Raw genomic sequence first — 20,455 nt, 5'->3', positions numbered from 1 at the left:
CCGACGGAGAAGAGCCCAAGATGCAAGTGGAGCGAGAGCTGCCCGCCCCCACGGCCGCCGCCGGCCGCGTGATCGTGCTGGAAGCGCCCCGCGGCAGCAGCCGCCGCCGGGTCCTGACGGAGTGGATCGGCCGCGCCGGCGGAGAGGCCGGCGGCGCCCGGCTCCTCCCCTGCGACGTCAGCGAGAACGGGCTCTGGGCGGGGGTCAACACCCTGCTGGGCGGCGTGCTTCCCCTGGCCGAGGCGCACGACCCCGCGCTGCTGGAGAAGCACGCACGCGAGATCGCGGCGGTTCTCCCCACGCTGAAGCGAACGCTGGGCGTCGAGTCCACCCTCACCGAATCGGCCGTGGGCGTCGAGGCGGTGCGGAACTACGCGATGGACCGCGCCTACCGCATCCCGCACGGGATCATCGACCTGCTCGACACCCTCTCGCGCGTGGCCCCGTCGCACCCGGCGCGGGTGCTGGCGTGCGACGACTACGACCGTGCCGGCGCGCTGGTGCGCCGCTTCTTCCGCGAGCTGGTGCGCCGCCGCGGGCGCGAGTTCGGGCTGACCCTGCTGCTGGCCGTGGAGCCCGGCGGCGCGGCCGAGGCGCTCGAGCAGATCGGCGACCGCCTCCCGGCCAGCGTGGTGCGCCTGGACCTTGCCCCGGACCGGGTGGTTCCGCGCACGCCCGCGGAGATGACGCGCCTGGCACGGGAGCTCGAGGAGCAGATCAAGCGGAACTTCGAGGAGATGGAGGACCGCATCCCGGAGCTGATCCGGTACTGGCTGGAGAGCGAGTTCCCCGAGAACGCGCCGACCTGGCAGGCGTTCGCCCTGGGGCGCTACAACCATCGCGGCTTCTACGAAGACGCGCTGCGCTTCGCCGACCCGGTGCTGGCGAACCTGGCCACGCTGGGAACGGGCGTCGGGTACTACACGCGCTGGAACCTGGTGGGGAGCATCTTCGGCTGCCTGGTGGCCGCGGGGCAGCCCGAGCGCGCCCACGAGGTGGTGCGGAGCGAGGCCCTGGAGAAGATCACCGACCCCACCGACCGTGCGCGGGTCTGCTACATCATGGCCATGCTGCACGCCCGCTTCCTTCCCGAGCGCGACCCCGACAAGGCCGAGCACTACCTCCTCGAGGCGCTGGCGCTGCTCGACGCACCCTCCATCGTTCCCGAGACCCGGCACTTCCTGCGCGTCTTCCTGAACAACGGGCTGGCGCTGGTCCGCCACCGGCAGGGCCGCCCCGCCGAGGCCGTGGAGCTCTGCCGCGCGGGGTTCGACCAGCTCGAGGAGTACGTCCCGGGCGACCGGCACCGGCTGCACCGCTCGGTGCTGCTCTACAACATCGCCCAGGTCTACACCGCCACCCGCGACTACGAGAAGGCGATCGAGTACTTCCGCGGCGCCATGGAGATGGACCCCAACTACTCGGAGTACTTCAACGAGCGGGGGAACGTGCTCCTGAAGCTGGGCCGGTACGACGAGGCGATCCGCGACTACCACGAGGCCATCCGCCTGAGCCCGCCCTACGCCGAGGTGTGGACCAACCTGGGCCAGTGCTTCCGCCGGCTGGGGCGCATGCAGGAGGCCGAGGCGGCCTACGCGCGGGCGATCGACCTGGACCCGGGGGTGAAGCTGGCGCACGCCGGCCGGGCGCACGCGCTGGACGTGCTGGGCCGCACCGACGAGGCGCTGGAGGAGTACGACGCCGCGCTCGCGCTCGATCCGGCGCAGGCGGTGCTCCTCTCGAACCGGGCGGCGCTCCTCTACCGCGCCGGGCGCCTGGCCGAGTCGCTGGCCGACCTGGACCGCGCCGTGGCGCTGGAGCCGTCGAACCCGGTGCTGTACCGCAACCGCGCGGCCGCGCTGGCCGACCTGGAGCGCGCCGACGACGCCGCGTGCGACCTGGAGCGCTACCTCGAGCTGATGCCCTCCGCGCCCGACCGCGCCGAGGTGGAGCAGCGCCTGGCCGCCTTCCGCGGCTCGGCCGTGCCGGTCTGATCGCGAAGCAACGGAAGAAAACAGGGCTCACGCAGAGCAGCAGAGGCAGCGGAGAACTCATCTCTGCTGCCTCTGCTGCTCTGCGTGGGCCAGATTCTGTTACTGCTTGCGGCGGCGGCGGTTGCGCTTCTCGAACACGACCTCGTCCTCCACGATCATGTAGCGGATGATGCGGTCGCGCGCGTCGGGGAAACTCTCCAGCCGGTCGCGGAAGCGGTCGTTGGACACGATGTTGGCGTCCAGCTCGCGGGCGAAGGAGAGGATGAAGAAATCCGCGTCCGTCCCCGCGGGCGCCTGCCGGATCTCGCCGGCGTCGATCAGCGCCTCGTAGCGCGCGGTGTCGTCGATCTGGTGGCGGAGCGCCGCATCGGCAACCACGATGGGCTCGAAGCCGTCTTCCTTCAGCTTCTCCACCACCAGCTCGATGTTGCGCAGGCGCCCCTGCCCGCCCTCGCTGCTGTGCGCCACGTTGGAGCCGTCGACCAGCGCCTTTCCCGAGCGCTCCTGCCGGGGCGTCCGCTGGGGCCGGTGATTCTTCCGCGCGTGCTCCGCCATTCTCCGTCTCCGTCCGCGTGGTTTTGCGCGCGAACCTACGCAGGCCGGGTGCCAGCCGCCCGCGCCCGGCCCCCGGTTTGCGGCGCGACGGGCTCCGCCCGCATCACGGCGACCCGACGAAGACGAGGAGGAGACGATGAGGAAGCTGAGGCTGGAGCTCGATTCGGTGAGTGTGGATTCGTTCGCGACCGGGCGCGAGACGCACGCGCTGCGCGGGACGATGCACGCGCACGGCGCCTCGGGCCTGCCGTGCGACGCGACGCACAACGGCTGCCCGACCCAGTTCTGCGCCACCGTGCCGCTGCTGTGCGAGACGGTGTTCGCGCCGCAGTGCACCGGCACGACCTGCACCGGCTGAGGGGAGACGGGGGATGCGGCGGGGAGATCCGCGGCGCTACTCGGGTGCCGCGGCCGTCTCCGCCAGGCGGACGGTGCCGGAGCGGACCGTCTTCAGCGCGCCGGCGGAGGTGCGGACGAGGAGCGCGCCGGCGGGGGTGACGCCCATGGCGGTGCCGGAGATGGCTTCCGCGCCGGTGACGCGCACGCGCCGGCCGAGCAGCGCGTCGCGCTCGCGCAGCGCGTCGAGCAGGGCGCCGCCGAGCTCCGGCGGCGGCTCCGCGACGCGGCGGACGATCGCGTGGGCCACGGCGCCCGCCACGTCGGCGCGCGGCGGCATCCACCCCGCGGCGATGCGCATCGAGGTCGCCGTCTCGCGCAGCTCGGGGGGGAAGTCGCCGAGGGAGTGGAGGACGTTGATGCCGATCCCCGCGACCACGTGGCCGGGGACGCCGGAGTCCCAGCTTCCCTCGCACAGGATCCCCGCCAGCTTGCGGCCGGCGAGATGGAGGTCGTTCGGCCACTTGATGGCCACGCGCGCGGGGCGGAGGAAGGGATCGAGCGCCTCCGCCGCGGCCAGGCCGACCAGGATCGGCAGCAGCCCCGGCGCGGCCAGCGCGCCCGGGCGCAGGATCACCGACAGCCAGATCCCCAGCCCCGGCGGCGACTGCCATCCCTTCCCGCCTCGTCCCCGCCCCGCGACCTGCTCCTCCGCCAGCACCGCCGTCCCCGCGGGCGCGCCCTCTTCCGCCAAGGCGCGGGCCACGTCGTTGGTGGAGCCGGCGCGGGCGAAGAGGTGCACCGCGGGAAGTCCCCAGCGCGCCGCCAGCTCGCCGGCGGTGGCGCCTTCCCAGCGGTCGGCGCGCAGCTCGATCACGCCCGGGCCGCCTCCAGCCGCAGCGACAGGTCCAGCGCCGGCGCCGAGTGCGTCAGCGCGCCCACGGAGATGAAGTCCACGCCCGTCTCCGCGTAGCCGCGGATCGTCTCCAGCGTGATCCCGCCCGACGCCTCCGTCTCCGGCCGCGCAACGTCGACGGACCGGACGAGATCGACCGCCTCGCGCATCGCCTCCGGCGTCATGTTGTCGAACATGATGCGGTCCACGCCCGCGGCCAGCGCCTCGCGCACCTCGGCGAGATCCGTCGTCTCCACCTCCACGCGCAGGCGGCGGTCGTTCCCCGCGCGCACGGCCTCGACCGCCGCGGTGATCCCGCCCGCCGCGGCAATGTGGTTGTCCTTGATCATCACCATGTCGTACAGGCCGCCGCGGTGGTTGGCCCCGCCACCCGCGACCACCGCGGCCTTTTCCAGCCACCGCATCCCCGGCGTGGTCTTGCGCGTGTCGATCACCCGCGCGCCCGTGCCCGCGATGGCGTCGACGTAGCGGCGCGTCACCGTCGCCACGCCGGAGAGCTGCTGCAGGAAGTTGAGCGCCGTCCGCTCCGCCGTCAGGATCGACCGCGCCGGGCCGGAGATGCGCATCACCTCGTCCCCCGCCGAGACGGCGGTCCCGTCGCCCGCCACGACCTTGACGGCGAGCGAGGGATCGACGCGGCGGAACACCTCCACCGCCACCTCGCTTCCCGCGATCACCCCCGGCGCCTTGGCCACGATGCGCGCCACGGCCCGGCGCTCCGCGGGCACGGTCCACAGCGTGGTGAAGTCGCCAGGCCCGACGTCCTCCGCCAGCGCCGCCTCGATCAGCCACAGCGCCTCGCCCGGCAGCGTCGTCGCATCACCATGGCGCAGATCGGTAAATGCATCCGCCGAACCGATCTCCATCACCCCTCCCCCGCCCCGGCGAGCGCGATCGCGGGCTCCTTCGGCTTCGCGCCGTTCACGATGCGCTCGTAGTAGCGCTCGTAGTGGGGGATGACCTTCTCGACGCTGTAGCGCTCCACCGCGCTCCGGCGCGCGGCCTCGCTGAAGCGGCGCCAGGTCTCCTCGTCGCGCAGGATCTGCGCGGCGCCGTCGGCCATCGCCTCCACGTCGCCCACGGGGGCCAGGAAGCCGTTCTCGCCGTGGTCCACCACCTCCGGCAGCCCGCCCACGCGCGACGCGATCACCGGCACGCCGCTGGCCATCGCCTCGAGCGCGACCAGGCCGAACGACTCGTTCTGCGAGGGCAGGATCAGCAGGTCGGCGCAGGCCATGATCTCGGCGACGGAGTCCTGCTTCCCCAGGAAGACCACGCGGTCGGTGATCCCCTGCTGCCGCGCCTCGTCGGCCGCTTCGGGGCGCTCGGGCCCGTCGCCGACGAAGACCAGGCGACTGGGGACCTCGCGCGTGAGCCGCGCGAAGGTGCGCACCACGTCGCGCACGCGCTTGACCGCGCGGAAGTTGGAGACGTGCAGCACCAGCTTCTCGCCGTCGCGGAGAAACGCCGTCTTCCAGCAGGGATAGCGCTGGCGCGTATAGAGCTCCGGGTCGACGAAGTTGGGGATCACCTCGATCGAGTCGTCGGGGAGGCGGAAGGCATCTACCGTCTCGCGCTTGAGGTAGTCGGAGACGGCGGTGATCCCGTCGGACTTCTGGATGGAGAAGCGGGTGATCTCCCAGAAGTTGCGCTCCTGGCCCACCAGGGTGATGTCGGTGCCGTGCAGCGTGGTGACGAGCTTCACCGGGTGCTGCGGGCCCAGCATCTCCTTGGCGATCCACGCGCTGGTGGCGTGGGGGATAGCGTAGTGCACGTGCAGCACGTCGAGCCCCTCGCGCAGCGACACCTCGTGCATCACCGCGGCCAGCGCCAGCGAGTAGTTGTTGTGCTCGAAGAGGGGATAGTGGACCATCTCCACCTCGTGGAAGAAGACGCGCTCCATGAAGTGGGGAAGGCGGAAGGGCTGGGCGTAGGAGATGAAATGGATCTCGTGCCCGCGCTCGGCGAGCTCGATCCCCAGCTCCGTGGCGATGGCGCCCGAGCCGCCGTACGTCGGGTAGCAGGTGATGCCGATTTTCATCAAGAGTGCCCAGTGCCGAGTGCCCAGTGCCCAGTCCTGCAGAAAGACATCCGCGCCGACCTCAAACAGGCGCCTGAAGCCGCGGCTACGACTCACGGGAAGCCTCGCAGACTGCGCGAGGCTGTTCGGCTCATCATCCAGCGTCGGATCGTGGCGCCGGCTGACCTGCCGGTCTGCCCGCGTACCCGGCGTGGCGCGATCAGGTCCCCACGGCGGCACGCCAGGCGGCGGCGATCTCGTCGACCAGCTCGGCGCGGGGGCGCGTGGCGTCGAGGTGGACGGCGCTGGCGGGGAGCTGGCGGCGGTTCCAGGTCTGCTGGCGCTTCGTGTACGCGCGCGTGTTGCGGCGCACCAGCTCCAGCGCCTCATCCAGCGTCCGCTCCCCTCGGAGATGGGGGATCAGCTCCGCATAGCCGTGCGCGTTCAGCCCCGGCGCGTCCTCGCCGTAGCGCAAAACGAGCGACCGCACCTCGTCCACCAGCCCGGCGCGCACCATCGCGTCCACGCGCGCGTCGACGGTGGCGTACACGCGCTCGCGGGGGACGTCCAGCGCGAACGCCAGCACCGGCACGCCCGGCGCCTCGGGCGGCGAGTTGCGGTGCCACCACGACAGCGGCTTTCCCGTCAGCAGCGGCACCTCCAGCGCGCGCAGCAGGCGCTGCCGCCCGCCCCACTCGCGCAGCCGCCCCGCCGTCTCCGGGTCCTTCTCGGCCAGCCGGCGATGCAGCTCCGCGTCCGGCAGTTCCGCCAGCTCGCGCGCGACCTCGGCGCGGCGCGCGGGGTCCATCTCCGGCTCACGGAAGATGGGGTCCGTCAGCGCGCGCAGGAAGAAGCCGGTGCCGCCCACCAGCATCGGCACGCGCCCGCGGCCGCGGATCTCCGCGATCTTTTCGCGCGCGTAGCGGGCCCAGCGCCCGGCGTTGAAGCGCTCCGACGGCTCGGCGATGTCGATCCCGTGGTGCGGCACCGCGCCGCGCTCCTCCGGCGACGGCTTGGCGGTGCCGATGTCCATCCCGCGGTACACGGCGCGCGAGTCCATCGAGATCACCTCGCCATCCAGCCGCGCGGCGACCTCGATCGACAGCGCCGTCTTCCCCGACGACGTGGGGCCGACGATGGCCAGCGCCTGCGGCCGCTCCGTCGCCTCGTTCACCAATCACCCTTCCACTCGAAGTTCCTTCGACGTCATCCTGAGGCCGGCCAGACCGTAACCAGCGTCCGCGCAATAGGTTGCAGGCCGAAGGATCTATAGCCGGCCCCGCACGCGATTCGACAGGTTGCACCGAAATCTCGCCCGGATCGACATCGCTCCCCTCACCCGCTTCGCCCGAACCGGCGGTGCAGTTCGGCGATGGAGAGCTGGATCACCGTGGGGCGGCCGTGGATGTCGTGGTACGGCAGCTCGGTGGCGAACAGGCGGTCGAACAGCTCCGTCATCTCCCGCTGCGTCAGCTTCTGCCCGGCCTTGATGGCGCCCTTGCACGCCATCGTCAGCGCGATCCGCTGGTGCTGCGTCCGCGCGCTGTCCACCAGCGGCGAGCCGCCGGTCAGCTCCGCGATCATCTCGCGCAGGCAGCGCTCCGCGTCGAAGTACGGGTGGGGATTGGGAACGGAGTGCACGATGATCGCCCGCCCGCCGAACGGCTCCACCTCGAACCCGGCGCGCTCGAGGACGCCGCGCACCTGCTCCACCATCGCATACTCCGCCGGCGACAGGCGCAGGGTGATGGGGAAGAGGAGGCGCTGGCTGGCCGCTTCGCCGCGGTCGAAGCCGCGCACGATCTCCTCGTACAGCACCCGCTCGTGCGCCGAGTGCTGGTCGACGAGAATGAGCCCGGAGCGCGTCTCCGCGAGGATGTAGGTGTTGTGCACCTGCCACATCATCGCCGCGGGCCCGATCAGCTCGGCCGGCGCGGAGGGGGACGTCGCCTCGGGAGACGCCGGAGCCGCGGGCGCGCCGCCGCCGGTGACGAACAGCGCCATCTGCGGCTCGAACGGCTCGGCCGGCGCCACCCCCCCGTCCCCATCAGACGGCACCGACGCCGGCGCGGCGCCGAACGCCGCCCGCGCCTCGCGCAGGTGCTTCACGCCGTAGCCGGGGGCGACCCCGTAGCCGCCCGGCTCCGGCTCGGCGACGGCGCGGCGGCCGATCGCCGGCGTGCTCTCCAGCCCGGCGAGCGCGGCGCGCACCCCCTCCTCGATGGCGCGCTCCACGCCGATTCGGTCGCGGAAGCGCACCTCGGCCTTGGCGGGGTGCACGTTCACGTCCACCTCGCCGTCGGGCACCTCGAGGAAGAGGAAGAGCGAGGGATAGACGCCCTGCGGGATCGTCGTCCGGTAGGCGCGGTCCACCGCCTTCACCAGGTAGCGGTCGGTGAAGGCGCGGCCGTTGACGAAGAGATAGGATTTGCGCCCGCCCGGCCGCGAGTTGTGCGGCCGCTGGACGAGGCCCGTGACGGCGACGCTCCCGTCGCGGTGGGCCACGGGGATCAGCTCGTCCGCCGCGTCGCCGCCCCACAGCGCGGCGATGCGCTCCGCCACCGTGGCCGCGGCGGGGAGGGCCAGGACGTCGCGCGTGCCCGAGTCCAGCGTGAAGGCCACGTGCGGCTGCGCCAGCGCCAGCATGGTCACGACCTCGCCGATGGCGCGGTTCTCGGCGGCGGTGGAGCGCAGGAACTTGGCACGCGCGGGAACGTTGAAGAAGAGCGAGCGGACGGAGACCGTCGTCCCCCGGCGCCGCGCGCACTCCTCCACGCCGGCGACCTGGCCGCCGGTGACCATCACCCGCGTGCCGTCGCCGTCGCGCTCCGCCGTCTCCACCGCGAAGCGCGAGACGGAGGCGATGGAGGGGAGCGCCTCGCCGCGAAAGCCGAGGGTGCGGATGGCGGCCAGGTCCGCCTCGCTGCGGATCTTGCTCGTGGCGTGCCGGTCGACGGAGAGGAGCGCGTCCTCGCGCCCCATCCCGTGCCCGTCGTCGGCCACGCGGATCTCCGTCTTCCCGCCGTTGCGCACGGTGATCTCGATGCGCGTCGCCCCCGCGTCGAGCGCGTTCTCCACCAGCTCCTTCACGACCGACGCGGGCCGCTCCACCACCTCCCCGGCGGCGATCTGGTTCGCGAGCTTCTCGGGGAGGATGTGGATACGGCGTGGCATTCGGTCCGGCGCGTGTTCGGGCGAGATTCGGTTTTACCGGTCGCAAGCTACGGTTCCCGCACCGGCGCAGCAACCGCCCGCGGGCGCGGCGGAAACGCTTGCCGCCGCGGCCGCGCGGGCGCATCGTTCTCGTGTAGCCACCCCCGTCCGGCCCCGCTTCAGCCCGGAGCCAGCCATGCTCTCCACCCGCGGACCCGCCCGCGCCGCCGTCGCCGCCCTCCTGCTGGCCGGCACCCTCGAGGAGATCGCCTTCTTCGCCCACCCCGCCCGGGCCACCAGGGAGTGGTACGCCAGCGAGCTCGCCGCGAACCCGCGCTACCTGGACGGCGTGGGCGGGCTGGCGATGGTGCCGGTGGCGCTCGGCACGGTCATGGACCTGGTCATCGCGGTGGTCGGGCTCTGCATCGTCTGGCGCGCGTGGGACCGCCCGGCGAGCCGGGTGCTGGCGCTGTTCCTGGCGGTGGCGGGCGCCAGCTGGCCGGCCGGAATGGGATTGTCGCCGCAGGCGGCGGACACCTTCTCGGCGCTGCTGATCCCGGCCGCCATCGCGGTGCTCCTCCGCTTCACCGTGCTCTTCCCCGAGCCGATCCCCCCGCGCGCGCCCGGGTGGCCGCCGGAGTGGCTGCGCGCCCTGCACCAGCCGCTGCCGCTGGCCGCCATCGCCATCGCCTTTACCGCCTGGGCCCTGCTCCTCCTGCCGCTGGTGGGCGCCGAAGTGACCACGCTGCTGCCGCTGCTGGGCGGCATCGGGCTGGCCGTGCTCAACCTGCGCGCGGCGTACCGCCGGACGGCACCCGTCCAGCGGCGGCGCATCCTCTGGCTGGTCGCCGGCTTCTACGCGCTTTTCTGGACGCTGGTGCTCGCGTTTCCCGCGGGGGTGGCGATCTACGCGGCCGGCTCGCTGTTCGCCAGCGTTCCCGAGGCCGTCACCGACATCGTGTTCCTGTCGCTCATCTCCATCGGCGTGCTGCTGCTGCCGGTGTGCCTGGCGGTGGGAGTCTTCTACGCCGGCGCGCTCGACCCGCGGCTGGCCATCCGCGCGGCCACCGTCTACGGCGTGGTGGGGCTCATCCTCCTCTCCCTCTTCGTGGCCGTGGAAGGGGTGGCTTCGTCGGCGCTGATGGGGATGCTGCACCTCCCCGAGAACCTGGGCGGGTGGCTGGCGGGAACGGCGGTGGCGGTGGCCTGCGGGCCGGTGTGGCGGCGGGTGGAGGCGCGCAGCGACCGGGTGCTGGACCGGCTGATCCCCGCGTCCGCGCTGGCCGAGGGCGAGGCGGTGGTGGTGTTCGCCGACATCTTCGGCTACACGCGCATTCGCGCGGTGGACGAGTCGGCGGCGCTCACGCTGGCGTCGGTGTTCCACGCCTCGGCGCGGCGCGCCGCCGAGCACCACGGCGGGCAGCTGCTGAAGGCGGTGGGCGACGGGGCGGTGCTGGCCTTCGCCGCCGCCGACGAGGCGCTCGAGGCGGCGGCCGAGCTGCGCAGCCGTTTCCACCAGGCCGCCGGGGCGGTGGGGATCGCGCCGCCCGAGATCCAGGTGGGCGTGCACCGTGGCGTGGTGGCGCGCGGCCGCGACGGCGACATCGTGGGCGACACCCTCAGCATCGCCTCGCGCCTCGAGGCGGCCGCCGGCGCCGGCCGCGTGCTGCTGAGCGCGCACGCCGTGGCCGCGCTCCGCGTGCCGCAGCGCTACGGGCTGGTGGCCGCCGGCGAGGTGGCCGTGAAGAGCGTGCGGGCGCCGATCCCCTGCTTCCGCTGCGAGTTCGCCCCCGCCGGGCGTCACCCCGGCGCCGGCGCGTAGAACCGGCGCGTGTTCACAGGCGTCCGACACACTCTCGAATGAGGTTGATGCACCCTGACGGATTCCACGCTGACGTCATCCCGAGGCCGGCCAGACCGTAATCAGCGTCTGTGCAAGCAGTTGCAGGCCGAAGGATCTATCATCGCGGCAGCTCGATATTCGCTGGAGGCACCAATACTCCACCGGGGGTTGGTATCACGCGATAGGAAAAATTGGAGACGGGAGGCGGCCACCAGCGGCTGCCTCCCGTCGGACCGTCAGCAGAATTCGCCGGTGTTGCAGACGGGGATGCAGGTGACGTAGTAGGTGTCCGGGCACGCGTATCCGCCGCTCTGGCACTCGATGCGGCACGTCTGCGCGTCGAAGCACGTCTTGCCGCAGGTGTACTGCCGGTAGCACGTCTCCGCCACGGTCAGCAGGAGGTGCCCCACCACCGTCCCTCCGCGCCCGTCCTCGTCCGCGCGCGGGGCGAACGAATCCACGCGCAGCGACTCGGGGTCCAGCCTCAGCTTCTTCATCGTCTCCTCCAGGCGTTGTGGGTTGCGGCCCGATCGCGATCGGCCGCTCCCATTACGCGCCGGAGGAGCAAGTGGATCTCCCGATGGCCCCGACAGTGCGCCTCGACATTCCGTCGAGCGGGATGCCGGGGCGGCGGTGCGCGCCGCCGCCCCGGCCGGTCCGGCCTAGCAGATGGAGCCCGTCTGGCACACGGGGAAGCAGGTGGCATACTGGCTGGCCGGGCACCGCGGCCCGTAGCAGGTCAACTGGTTGTTGCAGCTGAAGTCGTTGATGTCGCAGGTCTGGCCGCAGGTGAACTGGTTGCACGTCGACTCGGTGAACTCGCGCGCGGCCACGGTGCCTCGCGGCGAGGCGGGGTCCCGCACCGGATCGAACGACTCGACGCTCAGCTCCGCGATCTCCAGGTGCAGCTTCTTCATCCTGCCCTCCGGGGTTGATGGGGATCGACCGACCGCAGAAAATTCGTCGCAAAATATCCACAATCGATCGAAAACGGAAGTTTCCCTATCCGATCTTCCCATAGAACCGGCGGGTGTTCTCCAGCGTCCGCGCGGCGAACCCGGCGGGGTCCTCGCCGCGGATCTCGGCGGCCCGGATCGCGACGTGGGTGACGAAGGCGGGCTCGTTCGTCTTCCCGCGATGGGGGACGGGGGCGAGGTAGGGCGTGTCGGTCTCCACCATGATGCGGTCGGCGGGGACCATGCGGACGAAGTCGAGCCCGTCGAACTTCTTGAAGGTGATCATCCCCGAGAACGAGGCGTACCATCCCATCGCCAGCGCGTCATCGAGCAGCTCGCGGCCGCTGGAGAAGGAGTGCAGCACGCCCACGGTGCCCTGCCCCGCCTCGCGGAGGATGGCGCGCAGGTCGTCGTCCGACTCGCGCGAGTGGACGATCACCGGCAGCCCCGTCTCGCGCGCCATCTCCAGGTGCCGCGCGAAGTTGGCGCGCTGCGCCGCGCGCGGCGAGAAGTCGTAGTGGTAGTCCAGCCCCGTCTCGCCGAGCGCGACGACGCGGGGATGGGCGATCAGCTCGCGCACCGCCGCCAGCGTCTCCTCCGACGAGGTGCTGGCGGAATGGGGATGGATGCCGGCGGTGGACCAGACGCAGTCGAAGCGCTCCGTCAGCGCCAGGTTCGTCCGCGCGTCCTCCGCGTCGGTGGCGATGGTGACGACGCCGGCCAGCCCCGCCGCCCGCGCGCGCTCCACCACCGCGTCGACGTCGGGGAGGATGCGCTCGTCGGCCAGGTGCGCGTGCGAGTCGATCAGCTGCATCGGAGTGAGTGCGAAAGTGCGAAAGTGCGAAAGTGCGAAAGTGCGTGAGTGCGTCAGTGCGAAAGTGCGTCAGTGCGTTGGAATCAGCGCCGACACATCGTCCGGAGAAGTCCGCGAAGGCGGACTGCGTGTCGTTGTAGCCGCGAGTTCACTCGCATCGTCCCCATCTCCGATGCGTACAGCGCACCTGCAAACGCGAGCCGCCGCGGAAGGTATCCGCGGCGGCTCGCTTCGCAACTGCATCGTGTTAGCGCCGGCGGCGCGCGGCGTGAGCGATCACGCACTCTCGCACCTTCGCACTCTCGCACCTTCGCACTCTCGCACCGTGGTTCAGCGCGGCACCTCGGCGCGGCGCGCGGTGGGCGGGCGGTTGCCGTTGGGCCGGCGCGCCGAGTGCGAGCGCACCGCCTGCTCCTTCTTCTCCTTGCGCGGGAAATGCCGCTCGATCTCGTACAGCACCGGGCTGGCCACGAAGATCGACGAGAAGGTCCCGATGGCGATGCCCAGCACCAGCACCAGCGCGAACCCGAAGATCACCGGGCCGCCGAACGCCAGCAGCGCCAGCAGCGTGGCCATCACCGTGGCCACGGTCAGCGTGGTGCGCGGCAGCGTCTCGTTGATGGCCTTGTTCAGGATATCGAGGAAGGTGCGCCCGTGCCGCGGCTTGCCCAGGTCCTCGCGCACCCGGTCGAACACGATGATGGTGTCGTGCATCGAGTAGCCCACCACCGTCAGCACCGCTGCCACCGTGCCCAGCGAGATCTCGGTGCGGGTCAGCGCCAGGAAGCCCAGCGTCACCACGATGTCGTGCACCGTGGCGATCACCGCCGCCAGCGCGAAGCGCCACTCGAAGCGCGCCGCCAGGTACACCAGGATGGCCGCGAACGACAGCAGGATGGCGATCAGCGCGCGCTGCTCGAGCTCGGCGCCCGCCTTGGGGCCCACCGCCTCGGTGCGCACGATGGTGTACTGCGCCGGCTGGAAGCGCGTCGACAGCGCCTGCCGCACGCGCGACTGCGCGTCCTGCCCCGCCTCCTGGCCGAAGCGCGGGGTGCGCACGGTGTAGTCGTTCTCGCCGCCGAACTGGGTGATCTCCCAGTCGCTGTGCCCCGCCGCGCTGGTGGCGTCGCGCAGGTGCTGGGCGGTCACCGGCTGGTTGAAGTGCACCTGCACCACCGTGCCGCCGGTGAAGTCGACCCCGTAGTTCAGCCACCCCTCGCCCTTGAGCGAGTGGTAGATCATCGAACCGATCCCCATCACCAGCAGCGCGGCGGTCACCAGGTAGGCGCGCTTGCGCCACTGCAGGAACGGGTAGTTGGCGTTCTGGAAGAATCTCATGGTCCCGTCCCTCAGATCGAGAGGCTCTGCGCCCGCCGGCGCTCGAGGTAAAGCTGCATGAACGTCCGCGTGGTGAACACGGCCGTGAAGAACGAGGCGATCACGCCCATGGCCAGCGTCACCGCGAAGCCGCGGATGGGGCCGGTGCCGGTGTAGAACAGGATCGCGCAGGTGATCAGCGTGGAGACGTTGGAGTCCACGATCGCGCGCATGGCGTGGTGGAAGCCCTCGTTCACCGCCGCGCGGATGCTGCGGCCGTGGTCGAGCTCCTCGCGGATGCGCTCGAAGATCAGCACGTTGGCGTCCACCGCCATGCCGACGGAGAGGATCAGGCCCGCGATGCCGGGGAAGGTGAGCGTGGCGTCGAGCGCCGCCAGCATCCCCAGCGACAGGACCACGTAGATCGCCAGCGCCATCACGGCCAGCACGCCCGAGAAGTGGTAGATGGCGATCATCATCAGGATCACCGCGCCGATCCCCACGATGGCCGCGATCTGGCCGTTCTTGATGGAGTCCTCGCCCAGCGAGGGGCCCACGCTGCGCTCCTCCACGATGTGCAGCGGCGCGGGAAGCGCGCCGGCGCGCAGCACCAGCGCCAGGTCCGACGCGTCCTCCATGCTGGCCTTGCCCAGCTCGATCTGGCCGCGCGTGTTGATGGCGCCGTTGATCACCGGCGCGGTGTACACGCGGTCGTCCAGCACGATGGCCATCTGCTCGTGCAGGTGGTCGCTGGTGGCCTTCTCGAAGCGGCGGCCGGCCCGGCGCGACAGCTCGAACGCCACGATCGGGCGGTTGAACTGGTCGGTCTGCGCCTGCGCGTTCTGCAGGTGCTCGCCGGTCATGATGGCGTCGCGGTTCACGTACCAGAGGCTGGCAAAGCCCTTCTGCTCCTCGGCCGAGGGCATTCCCCACAGGAACTGGGCGCCGCGCGGAAGAAGCGCCTGCACCTGCGGCAGCGCCAGGTACTTCTGCACCGTGGCCACGTTCGCGGTGTCGATCAGGATCTGCTGCCCCGACCCCACGCCGGCGAACTTGCTCTCCAGCGGGCGCGCCGTGGTCAGCGAGTCGGCCGGGCGGGTGGAGTCCTGCCCCGTCTTGGTCTGCAGCAGCCCACCCGCGGCGTTCCCCGCCGGGGTGCCGGCCGGCCGCGCCTCGTTGGGGAAGGCGGCGGCGACGGCGGCCTCCATGCGCGGCAGCAGACCCTGCAGCTCGCTCGTGGGGCGCACGATCTTGAACTCCAGGAAGGCCGACTTCTGCAGCACCTCCTTGGCCCGCGACTGGTCGGTGCGCCCGGCCAGCTCCACGATGATGCGGTCCTCGCCGGCCTTCTGCACCACGGGCTCCGACACGCCCAGCTCGTCCACGCGGATGCGCACCACCTTGAGCGCGCGGTCGATGGCGTCGCGCCGCGCCTCGGGCGTGAGCACCGTGCGCGACTCGTCGATCTCCATGGCGTAGTGCGCCCCGCCCTGGAGGTCCAGGCCGAGGGTGATCGGCTTGTAGATGAGCGCGAGAATACTGAGGACGGTGAGTCCTGCGATCAGGCCCAGGCGGACCTTGAGGTTCTGGAACATCGGAAGCCGAGAACTCCCGGAGAGGGGTTGAGAGGGCCCGAGAAGACGGAACAGGTTGTCTTACGGAAACTTGCAAAGCTATCCCCCCGCACCGGGGGTTGTCAACCGCGCGCGGCCCCCTTTCGGGTGCTCTGCGGGCCATCGGCGGCGGGGTGGGCTTCTGCTTGTAAACCGCTCTATGGAAAGAAGATCCCGCATCGTCGCCTGCTTCGTGGAGAGCGTGCGATGGACGCCGTCGCGCGGCGTGCCGAGGGGGACAAACCTCACGCGGAGGACACGGAGAACGCGGAGGCTCGCGGAGGGGATCTCCATCCACCTCCGCGAGCCTCCACGTGATTGATGCCGTGCGGATCAGCCGCCCGTGCGCCCGGTGTTGATCACGTTCACCTGGCGGAAGCGCGCCGGCGGGCAGCCGTGGGACACGGCGTTGGACTGCGAGGGCTGGCCCTTGCCGTCGTTGAACGATCCGCCCACGTAGTAGCTGCTCCGCCCGCCGAGGAGGTCCAGCGAGTTCCAGAACTCGGGGGTGCGCATCTGGTACGCCACGTCCTTCAGCATCCCCCCGACCTTCCCGTTCCTGATCTCGTGGAACACCTGCCCGCCGAACTGCGCGTTGTAGCGCTGCTGGTCGATCGAGTACGAGCCGCGCCCCTCGATCATGATCCCGTCCTTCACGTCCGCCACCAGCTCCTCCAGCGTCACGTCGCGCGAGGGGTGCGGCAGCAGGTTCACGTTCGGCATGCGCTGGAACTGCACCGCCGACCAGCTCTCCGCGTAGCTGTTGCCGTGGCTGCGCACGGGGCGGCCCTGGCTGCGGTACCAGTCGGCCAGCATGGGCGCCTGCTCGCGGGTGGTCTGCAGGTCGTTCAGGATCCCGTTGCGGACGATCAGGTACTCCTCCGGCCGCACCCCCTCGTCGTCCCACCCCACCGTGGCCAGGCTCCCCGGCGCCGAGCGCTCCGCCTGGATGTTGAAGATCTCGGGCCCGTAGCGGAACTTCCCCAGGTAGTCCTGGATGGGGGAGATGAACGACGTTCCCGCGAAGTTGGCCTCCTCGCCCAGGATGCGGTCGAGCTCCGTGGGGTGCGCGATGGACTCGTGGATGGTCAGGAACAGGTGCGAGGGGAGGAGCACCAGGTCGTAGCGCCCGGGCTGCACCGGCCTGGCCGACAGCTTCTCCACCGCCTCGCGCGCCCAGACGGCCGCGTTCTCCACCAGGCGCGCGTCGCGCACGTGCTCGTAGCCGAGGCCCATCGGCTGCACCGGGGTGGACATGCGGCTCTGGAAGTCGTTGTCGCGCACCGCGGTGACGGTCATCTGCGGATACGAGCGGAACACCGTCTGGGTGATGAACGACCCCTCGCTGCTGGCGAAGGTCTTCTCCTCCTTCAGGAAGAACATCGACGAGGTGGCGAAGCGCGCGCCGGCCTTCATGGCCGCGTCGTTGGCCGCCAGCAGCAGCGCCACCTTCTCCTCCACCGCCACGTCGAACGGGTCGGTGCGGATGGGCGAGCGCCAGGTGCCCTCGGCCACGCGCTCCGCCGGGGCCAGCTGCACCGGCTGGCGCCGCATGGCCGCGTTGGCGCGGGCCTGCGCCACCGCCTCGCGGGCCACGCGCTGCACCTCGTCCAGGCTCAGCTCGCGGCTGGCGGCGAACCCCCAGGCGCCGCCGGCCAGCACGCGCACGCCGAAGCCGAAGGTCTCACCGTCCTGGAAGCCGGTGACCCGCTGCTCGCGCGTGGAGACGGACTGGCTGCGGTTGCGCACGATGCGCACGTCGGCGTAGGTGGCGCCGGCGGTGCGGGCGGCGTCGAGCGCGCGCAGGGCCAGCTCGCGGTACTCGGGGTCGTCCAGCGGCAGCCGCGCCGCGTGCGCGACGCCCGGCAGGAGCGACACCCCCGCGGCCGTGGCGGCGCCGCGCGCAAGGAACTCTCGGCGGTTCATCTGCTTCGCCAGGTGAGGAGATGGAGAGGGGAGGATGCGCCGGCACGATACGCCGTCCGCGCGCCCGGCGTCAACCGCGGCGGGCTTCTACGGCAGTGGACGCTGGCGCACGCCGTCGCGAGAGATGACAGAGAACCGGCCTTCGATGACAAACCCCGGATCACCCAGCAGTCGAATGAGGATTTCCGCGGGAGCTTCGGGAGAGGAAAAGATGCGGAGGTACAGCACGCCGGGCGGTACGGGGGCGAGATCGCGGTAGATCAGCTCGCCGAAATCACGATCGAGCGTGACGAGGACCCGCTGCTGCTCGCATACGCGAACACCGCCTTGACCGCGTCAGGCGTCAGGACGGGATAGTTCGTCAGCACCTGTTCGACGGTCCAGCCGGCCGCGAAGAGCTCGAGCAGAAGATCGACGCCGAGCCGTGTGCCGCGCACGACGGGCTTCCCCGCCAAGATCTCGGGGTCAACGCTGATATGATCGCGCCAGTTCATCTTTCCTCCCGGGTGGCCGAAGCGTTCCGGCCGCTTCGGTTCAGGGCTGCTCCCCCAGCAGTTCGGGCAAAGTCAACCCCAGGACGTGAGCGATCTTCGCGATCGTAAGCAGTCGAGGGTTCGAGTCGCCACACTGGATCCGCCGGATCTGCCGCAGCGTGAGACCCGTGCGTTCCGCCAGTTGCTCCGGGGTGAGCCCACGCAACGTACAGGTTCGGATGACATTCCCGGCAAGGATGAATGGCGGATCAACCTCGTGGGCGATCTCGGCGATCTCCGGGTGATCGGCATTGATCCGCGCAAACACGTCCTCGGCCTTCATCGCGCTCCCTCCAGCGCTGGAACGAGGGCGGGAGATCAAAAATAGCGTAACGAAGCTCCGATTGTAAAGATCGTCTATTTGTGTTCGATTTTCCATGTGACCTGTTGCCTGAAGCGTTGCGATTGCACATCTTACGTGCACTCGCCACGCCGGCGGCCCCGCGCCGCATCTGCCGAATCGAATCGATACCCTGCCCCGCACATGGCCATTCGCGAAGGACGGTGGGACTGCCCGAGCTGCGGCTCGAAGGCCCAGCTCGGACGCCACGTCTACTGCATCGGGTGCGGCGCGCCGCGCCCCAAGGAAATCCGCTTCTACCTTCCCGAAGACGCGGAGGCGGTGACCGACGCCGGCCAGCTCGCGCAGGCCGCCGCCGGCGCGGACTGGGTCTGCGAGCACTGCGGCGGGAGCGCGCGCGCGACCGACGTGGACTGCCCGGGCTGCGGCGCCCCGCGCGGCTCCAGCGCCGAGCGGCAGGTGCACGAGTACGACACCGCCGACATCCCCCGCGCGGGCGGCCCACCGGCGGACGCGCCGCGCCGCGCCATGCAGCCGCCGCCCTCCACCACGCGCCCGGCCAGACGGTCGCACTTCGGGCGCAACGTCTTCCTAACGCTGCTCGTGGCGGTGCTGGGGTGGTTCGGGTGGTCGAACCGTACGCGCCACGTGGAAGGCGTGGTCACGGCCAAGCAGTGGGAGCGGTCGGTGCAGGTGGAGGCCTACCGCACCGTCACCGAGGAGGGGTGGGACCTGCCGCAGGGCGGCCGCCTCGTCCGCTCGTACCGCGCCATCCGCGACTACCGCCGCGTGCTCGACCACTACGAGACGCGCACGCGCCAGGTCAGCGACCGCGTGCAGACGGGGACGGAATCGTACACCTGCGGCTCGGTGGACCGCGGCAACGGCTACTTCGAGGACCGCACCTGCACGCGCCCCGTGTACGAGACGCGCTACCACACGGAGACGTACCAGGAGCCGATCTACCGCCGCGAGCCCATCTGGGACACCAAGTACGAGTACCGCATCAAGCGCTGGGTGCCGGACCAGCTGCTGACCGAGCGCGGCGACACCACGCAGCCGCGCTGGCCGGCGACGGAGGTGGACGACACCACGCGCGAGGGCGAAAAGAAGCAGCGCTACGTCATCACCTTCCGCGACGGCGACGGCGACTCGTACTCGCCCGAGGTGCCGCTCGACCAGTTCACAGGCCACCGCGTGGGCGAGCACGTGCCGCTGAAGGTGAACGGCAGCCGCGCGCAGATCGACACGGCCGCGAGCCACTGACGGCTCTCGCCATCGCCAGAACGAGGAAGGCGCCCCCGCTCCGGAGGCGCCTTCTTCGTTCCAGTGGATGACGATCAGTTGGATGGCGCGCCCAGCGCCGCCAGCGCCTCCGGAAGCACCAGCGCCGCCCATTCGCGGTACTGCTCGCCCGACGGATGCAGCCCGTCCGCGACGACGGCGGCGGGCGCGCGGCGCGACGAAGGCGCCACGTCCACCCACCGTGCGCCGAGCTCGCGGGCGACGTCGCGGTTGATCGCGTTGAAGGCATCGATCTCCCGCGCCACCTGCGCGCGGTCCCGACCCTCCGCGAACGGCGTCACCCCCCAGTCGGGGATAGAGACGACGACGACGCGCGACGCATCGCCCCCCGCGAAGCCGATGGCGCGCCGCAGCAGCGCGGTGAACTGCTCGCGGTACTCGTCCGCCGGGCGGCCGCGGTACTGGTTGTTCACGCCGATCAGCAGCGAAACGAGTGCATACGGCCCCTTCGGCGCCGCCGCGCCGATCCCCGCGTCCAGCTCGTCCGTGGTCCACCCAGTCGTCGCGATGATCACCGGGTCCGCCACGTCGAGGCCGCGCTCGCGCAGCATGACCGCGAGCCGAGCCGGCCACCGCTCCTCCGGCGCCACGCCCTCGCCGATCGTGTACGAATCCCCCAGCGCCAGGTACCGCATCCCCTCGCTCACCCGCCCTCCCTCGCTCGTCCGCTGGCCCGCGCAGGCGGTGGCGGCGAAGATCGCCGCCAGCGCCGCACAGCAGCGAATACCACCGCGCCGGAGCGCGGGCAAGGAGCGCATGCGAATCGTCTTCATCGTCACGGAGATACGGAGTTGGACGATGCGCCGGATTCACCCGGTCCACGGCGCGAAGGTTGCTTCGGAATTCATTCGGTTTTATTTTCACCGGTCCGAG

Annotated in this window: 19 protein-coding genes; 4 read left to right on the top strand and 15 right to left on the bottom strand. The window is 71.2% G+C overall.

The annotated features are described in order from the left end of the window. Window positions 1-20: 20 nt before the first annotated feature. Entirely contained in the window at window positions 21-1,994 is a 1,974-nt protein-coding gene (locus VF092_20945; protein HEX6749772.1) for a tetratricopeptide repeat protein, read from the top strand. A 99-nt stretch (window positions 1,995-2,093) separates the two neighbouring features. On the opposite strand, the gene VF092_20940 is transcribed toward VF092_20945, so the two are convergent. Continuing rightward, window positions 2,094-2,549 (bottom strand): hypothetical protein, encoded by a 456-nt coding sequence (locus tag VF092_20940; GenBank protein ID HEX6749771.1) that lies wholly within the window; start codon window positions 2,547-2,549, stop codon window positions 2,094-2,096. A gap of 136 nt (window positions 2,550-2,685) precedes the next feature. Between VF092_20940 and VF092_20935 the strand changes: the two genes are divergently transcribed. After that, complete coding sequence (locus VF092_20935) at window positions 2,686-2,907, top strand: hypothetical protein (GenBank protein ID HEX6749770.1); 222 nt, start codon at window positions 2,686-2,688, stop codon at window positions 2,905-2,907. A 36-nt stretch (window positions 2,908-2,943) separates the two neighbouring features. Here VF092_20935 and VF092_20930 read toward each other — a convergent pair whose 3' ends face one another. From VF092_20930 to mutL, 5 genes are all read right to left on the bottom strand, one after another. Continuing rightward, window positions 2,944-3,762, bottom strand: a complete 819-nt coding sequence (locus VF092_20930; protein HEX6749769.1) for a biotin--[acetyl-CoA-carboxylase] ligase — start codon at window positions 3,760-3,762, stop codon at window positions 2,944-2,946. Further along, window positions 3,759-4,667, bottom strand: coding sequence for a carboxylating nicotinate-nucleotide diphosphorylase (gene nadC / locus VF092_20925; GenBank protein ID HEX6749768.1), 909 nt, complete (start codon window positions 4,665-4,667; stop codon window positions 3,759-3,761). The genes VF092_20930 and nadC overlap by 4 nt, the downstream gene beginning before the upstream one ends. Next, on the bottom strand, window positions 4,667-5,842 hold the full coding sequence (bshA, locus tag VF092_20920) for an N-acetyl-alpha-D-glucosaminyl L-malate synthase BshA (protein ID HEX6749767.1): 1,176 nt from the start codon (window positions 5,840-5,842) through the stop codon (window positions 4,667-4,669). Before bshA ends, nadC begins: the two co-directional genes overlap by 1 nt. Window positions 5,843-6,041: 199 nt before the next feature. After that, the gene (miaA, locus tag VF092_20915) at window positions 6,042-6,995 is read right to left on the bottom strand and encodes a tRNA (adenosine(37)-N6)-dimethylallyltransferase MiaA (protein HEX6749766.1); all 954 of its coding nucleotides are present in this window, start codon (window positions 6,993-6,995) and stop codon (window positions 6,042-6,044) included. 161 nt (window positions 6,996-7,156) lie between these two features. Beyond that, window positions 7,157-8,995 carry a DNA mismatch repair endonuclease MutL gene (mutL, locus tag VF092_20910; protein ID HEX6749765.1) on the bottom strand — a complete coding sequence of 613 codons (1,839 nt, stop codon included), beginning with the start codon at window positions 8,993-8,995 and terminating at the stop codon, window positions 7,157-7,159. 175 nt (window positions 8,996-9,170) lie between these two features. Between mutL and VF092_20905 the strand changes: the two genes are divergently transcribed. Next, a complete protein-coding gene (locus VF092_20905) occupies window positions 9,171-10,796 on the top strand; it encodes an adenylate/guanylate cyclase domain-containing protein (protein HEX6749764.1) in 1,626 nt (541 codons plus the stop codon). 257 nt (window positions 10,797-11,053) lie between these two features. Here the strand turns inward: VF092_20905 and VF092_20900 are convergent, their stop codons facing one another. From VF092_20900 to VF092_20865, 8 genes are all read right to left on the bottom strand, one after another. Beyond that, window positions 11,054-11,314, bottom strand: a complete 261-nt coding sequence (locus tag VF092_20900) for a hypothetical protein (GenBank protein HEX6749763.1) — start codon at window positions 11,312-11,314, stop codon at window positions 11,054-11,056. 165 nt (window positions 11,315-11,479) lie between these two features. Next, a complete protein-coding gene (locus tag VF092_20895) occupies window positions 11,480-11,734 on the bottom strand; it encodes a hypothetical protein (protein ID HEX6749762.1) in 255 nt (84 codons plus the stop codon). An 85-nt stretch (window positions 11,735-11,819) separates the two neighbouring features. Then, a complete protein-coding gene (locus tag VF092_20890) occupies window positions 11,820-12,587 on the bottom strand; it encodes a TatD family hydrolase (protein HEX6749761.1) in 768 nt (255 codons plus the stop codon). Window positions 12,588-12,917: 330 nt separating this feature from the next. After that, window positions 12,918-13,925 carry a protein translocase subunit SecF gene (secF, locus tag VF092_20885; protein HEX6749760.1) on the bottom strand — a complete coding sequence of 336 codons (1,008 nt, stop codon included), beginning with the start codon at window positions 13,923-13,925 and terminating at the stop codon, window positions 12,918-12,920. An 11-nt stretch (window positions 13,926-13,936) separates the two neighbouring features. Next, window positions 13,937-15,499 (bottom strand): protein translocase subunit SecD, encoded by a 1,563-nt coding sequence (gene secD, locus VF092_20880; GenBank protein ID HEX6749759.1) that lies wholly within the window; start codon window positions 15,497-15,499, stop codon window positions 13,937-13,939. A 351-nt stretch (window positions 15,500-15,850) separates the two neighbouring features. Continuing rightward, window positions 15,851-17,443, bottom strand: a complete 1,593-nt coding sequence (locus VF092_20875) for a TldD/PmbA family protein (protein ID HEX6749758.1) — start codon at window positions 17,441-17,443, stop codon at window positions 15,851-15,853. Between the two features lie 260 nt (window positions 17,444-17,703). Then, window positions 17,704-17,937 carry a DUF433 domain-containing protein gene (locus VF092_20870; GenBank protein ID HEX6749757.1) on the bottom strand — a complete coding sequence of 78 codons (234 nt, stop codon included), beginning with the start codon at window positions 17,935-17,937 and terminating at the stop codon, window positions 17,704-17,706. Window positions 17,938-17,977: 40 nt separating this feature from the next. Continuing rightward, window positions 17,978-18,259 carry a helix-turn-helix transcriptional regulator gene (locus VF092_20865; GenBank protein ID HEX6749756.1) on the bottom strand — a complete coding sequence of 94 codons (282 nt, stop codon included), beginning with the start codon at window positions 18,257-18,259 and terminating at the stop codon, window positions 17,978-17,980. A gap of 201 nt (window positions 18,260-18,460) precedes the next feature. Between VF092_20865 and VF092_20860 the strand changes: the two genes are divergently transcribed. Further along, window positions 18,461-19,543 (top strand): Ran-binding zinc finger domain-containing protein, encoded by a 1,083-nt coding sequence (locus tag VF092_20860; protein HEX6749755.1) that lies wholly within the window; start codon window positions 18,461-18,463, stop codon window positions 19,541-19,543. A 74-nt stretch (window positions 19,544-19,617) separates the two neighbouring features. Here VF092_20860 and VF092_20855 read toward each other — a convergent pair whose 3' ends face one another. After that, window positions 19,618-20,355, bottom strand: a complete 738-nt coding sequence (locus VF092_20855) for an SGNH/GDSL hydrolase family protein (GenBank protein HEX6749754.1) — start codon at window positions 20,353-20,355, stop codon at window positions 19,618-19,620. Window positions 20,356-20,455: the final 100 nt, after the last annotated feature.

This window comes from Longimicrobium sp. (assembly GCA_036377595.1).
Classification (GTDB): Bacteria; Gemmatimonadota; Gemmatimonadetes; order Longimicrobiales; family Longimicrobiaceae; genus Longimicrobium.
Note: the sequence above shows the minus strand (reverse complement) of the source record. Positions and strands in the feature narration are given on the sequence as shown.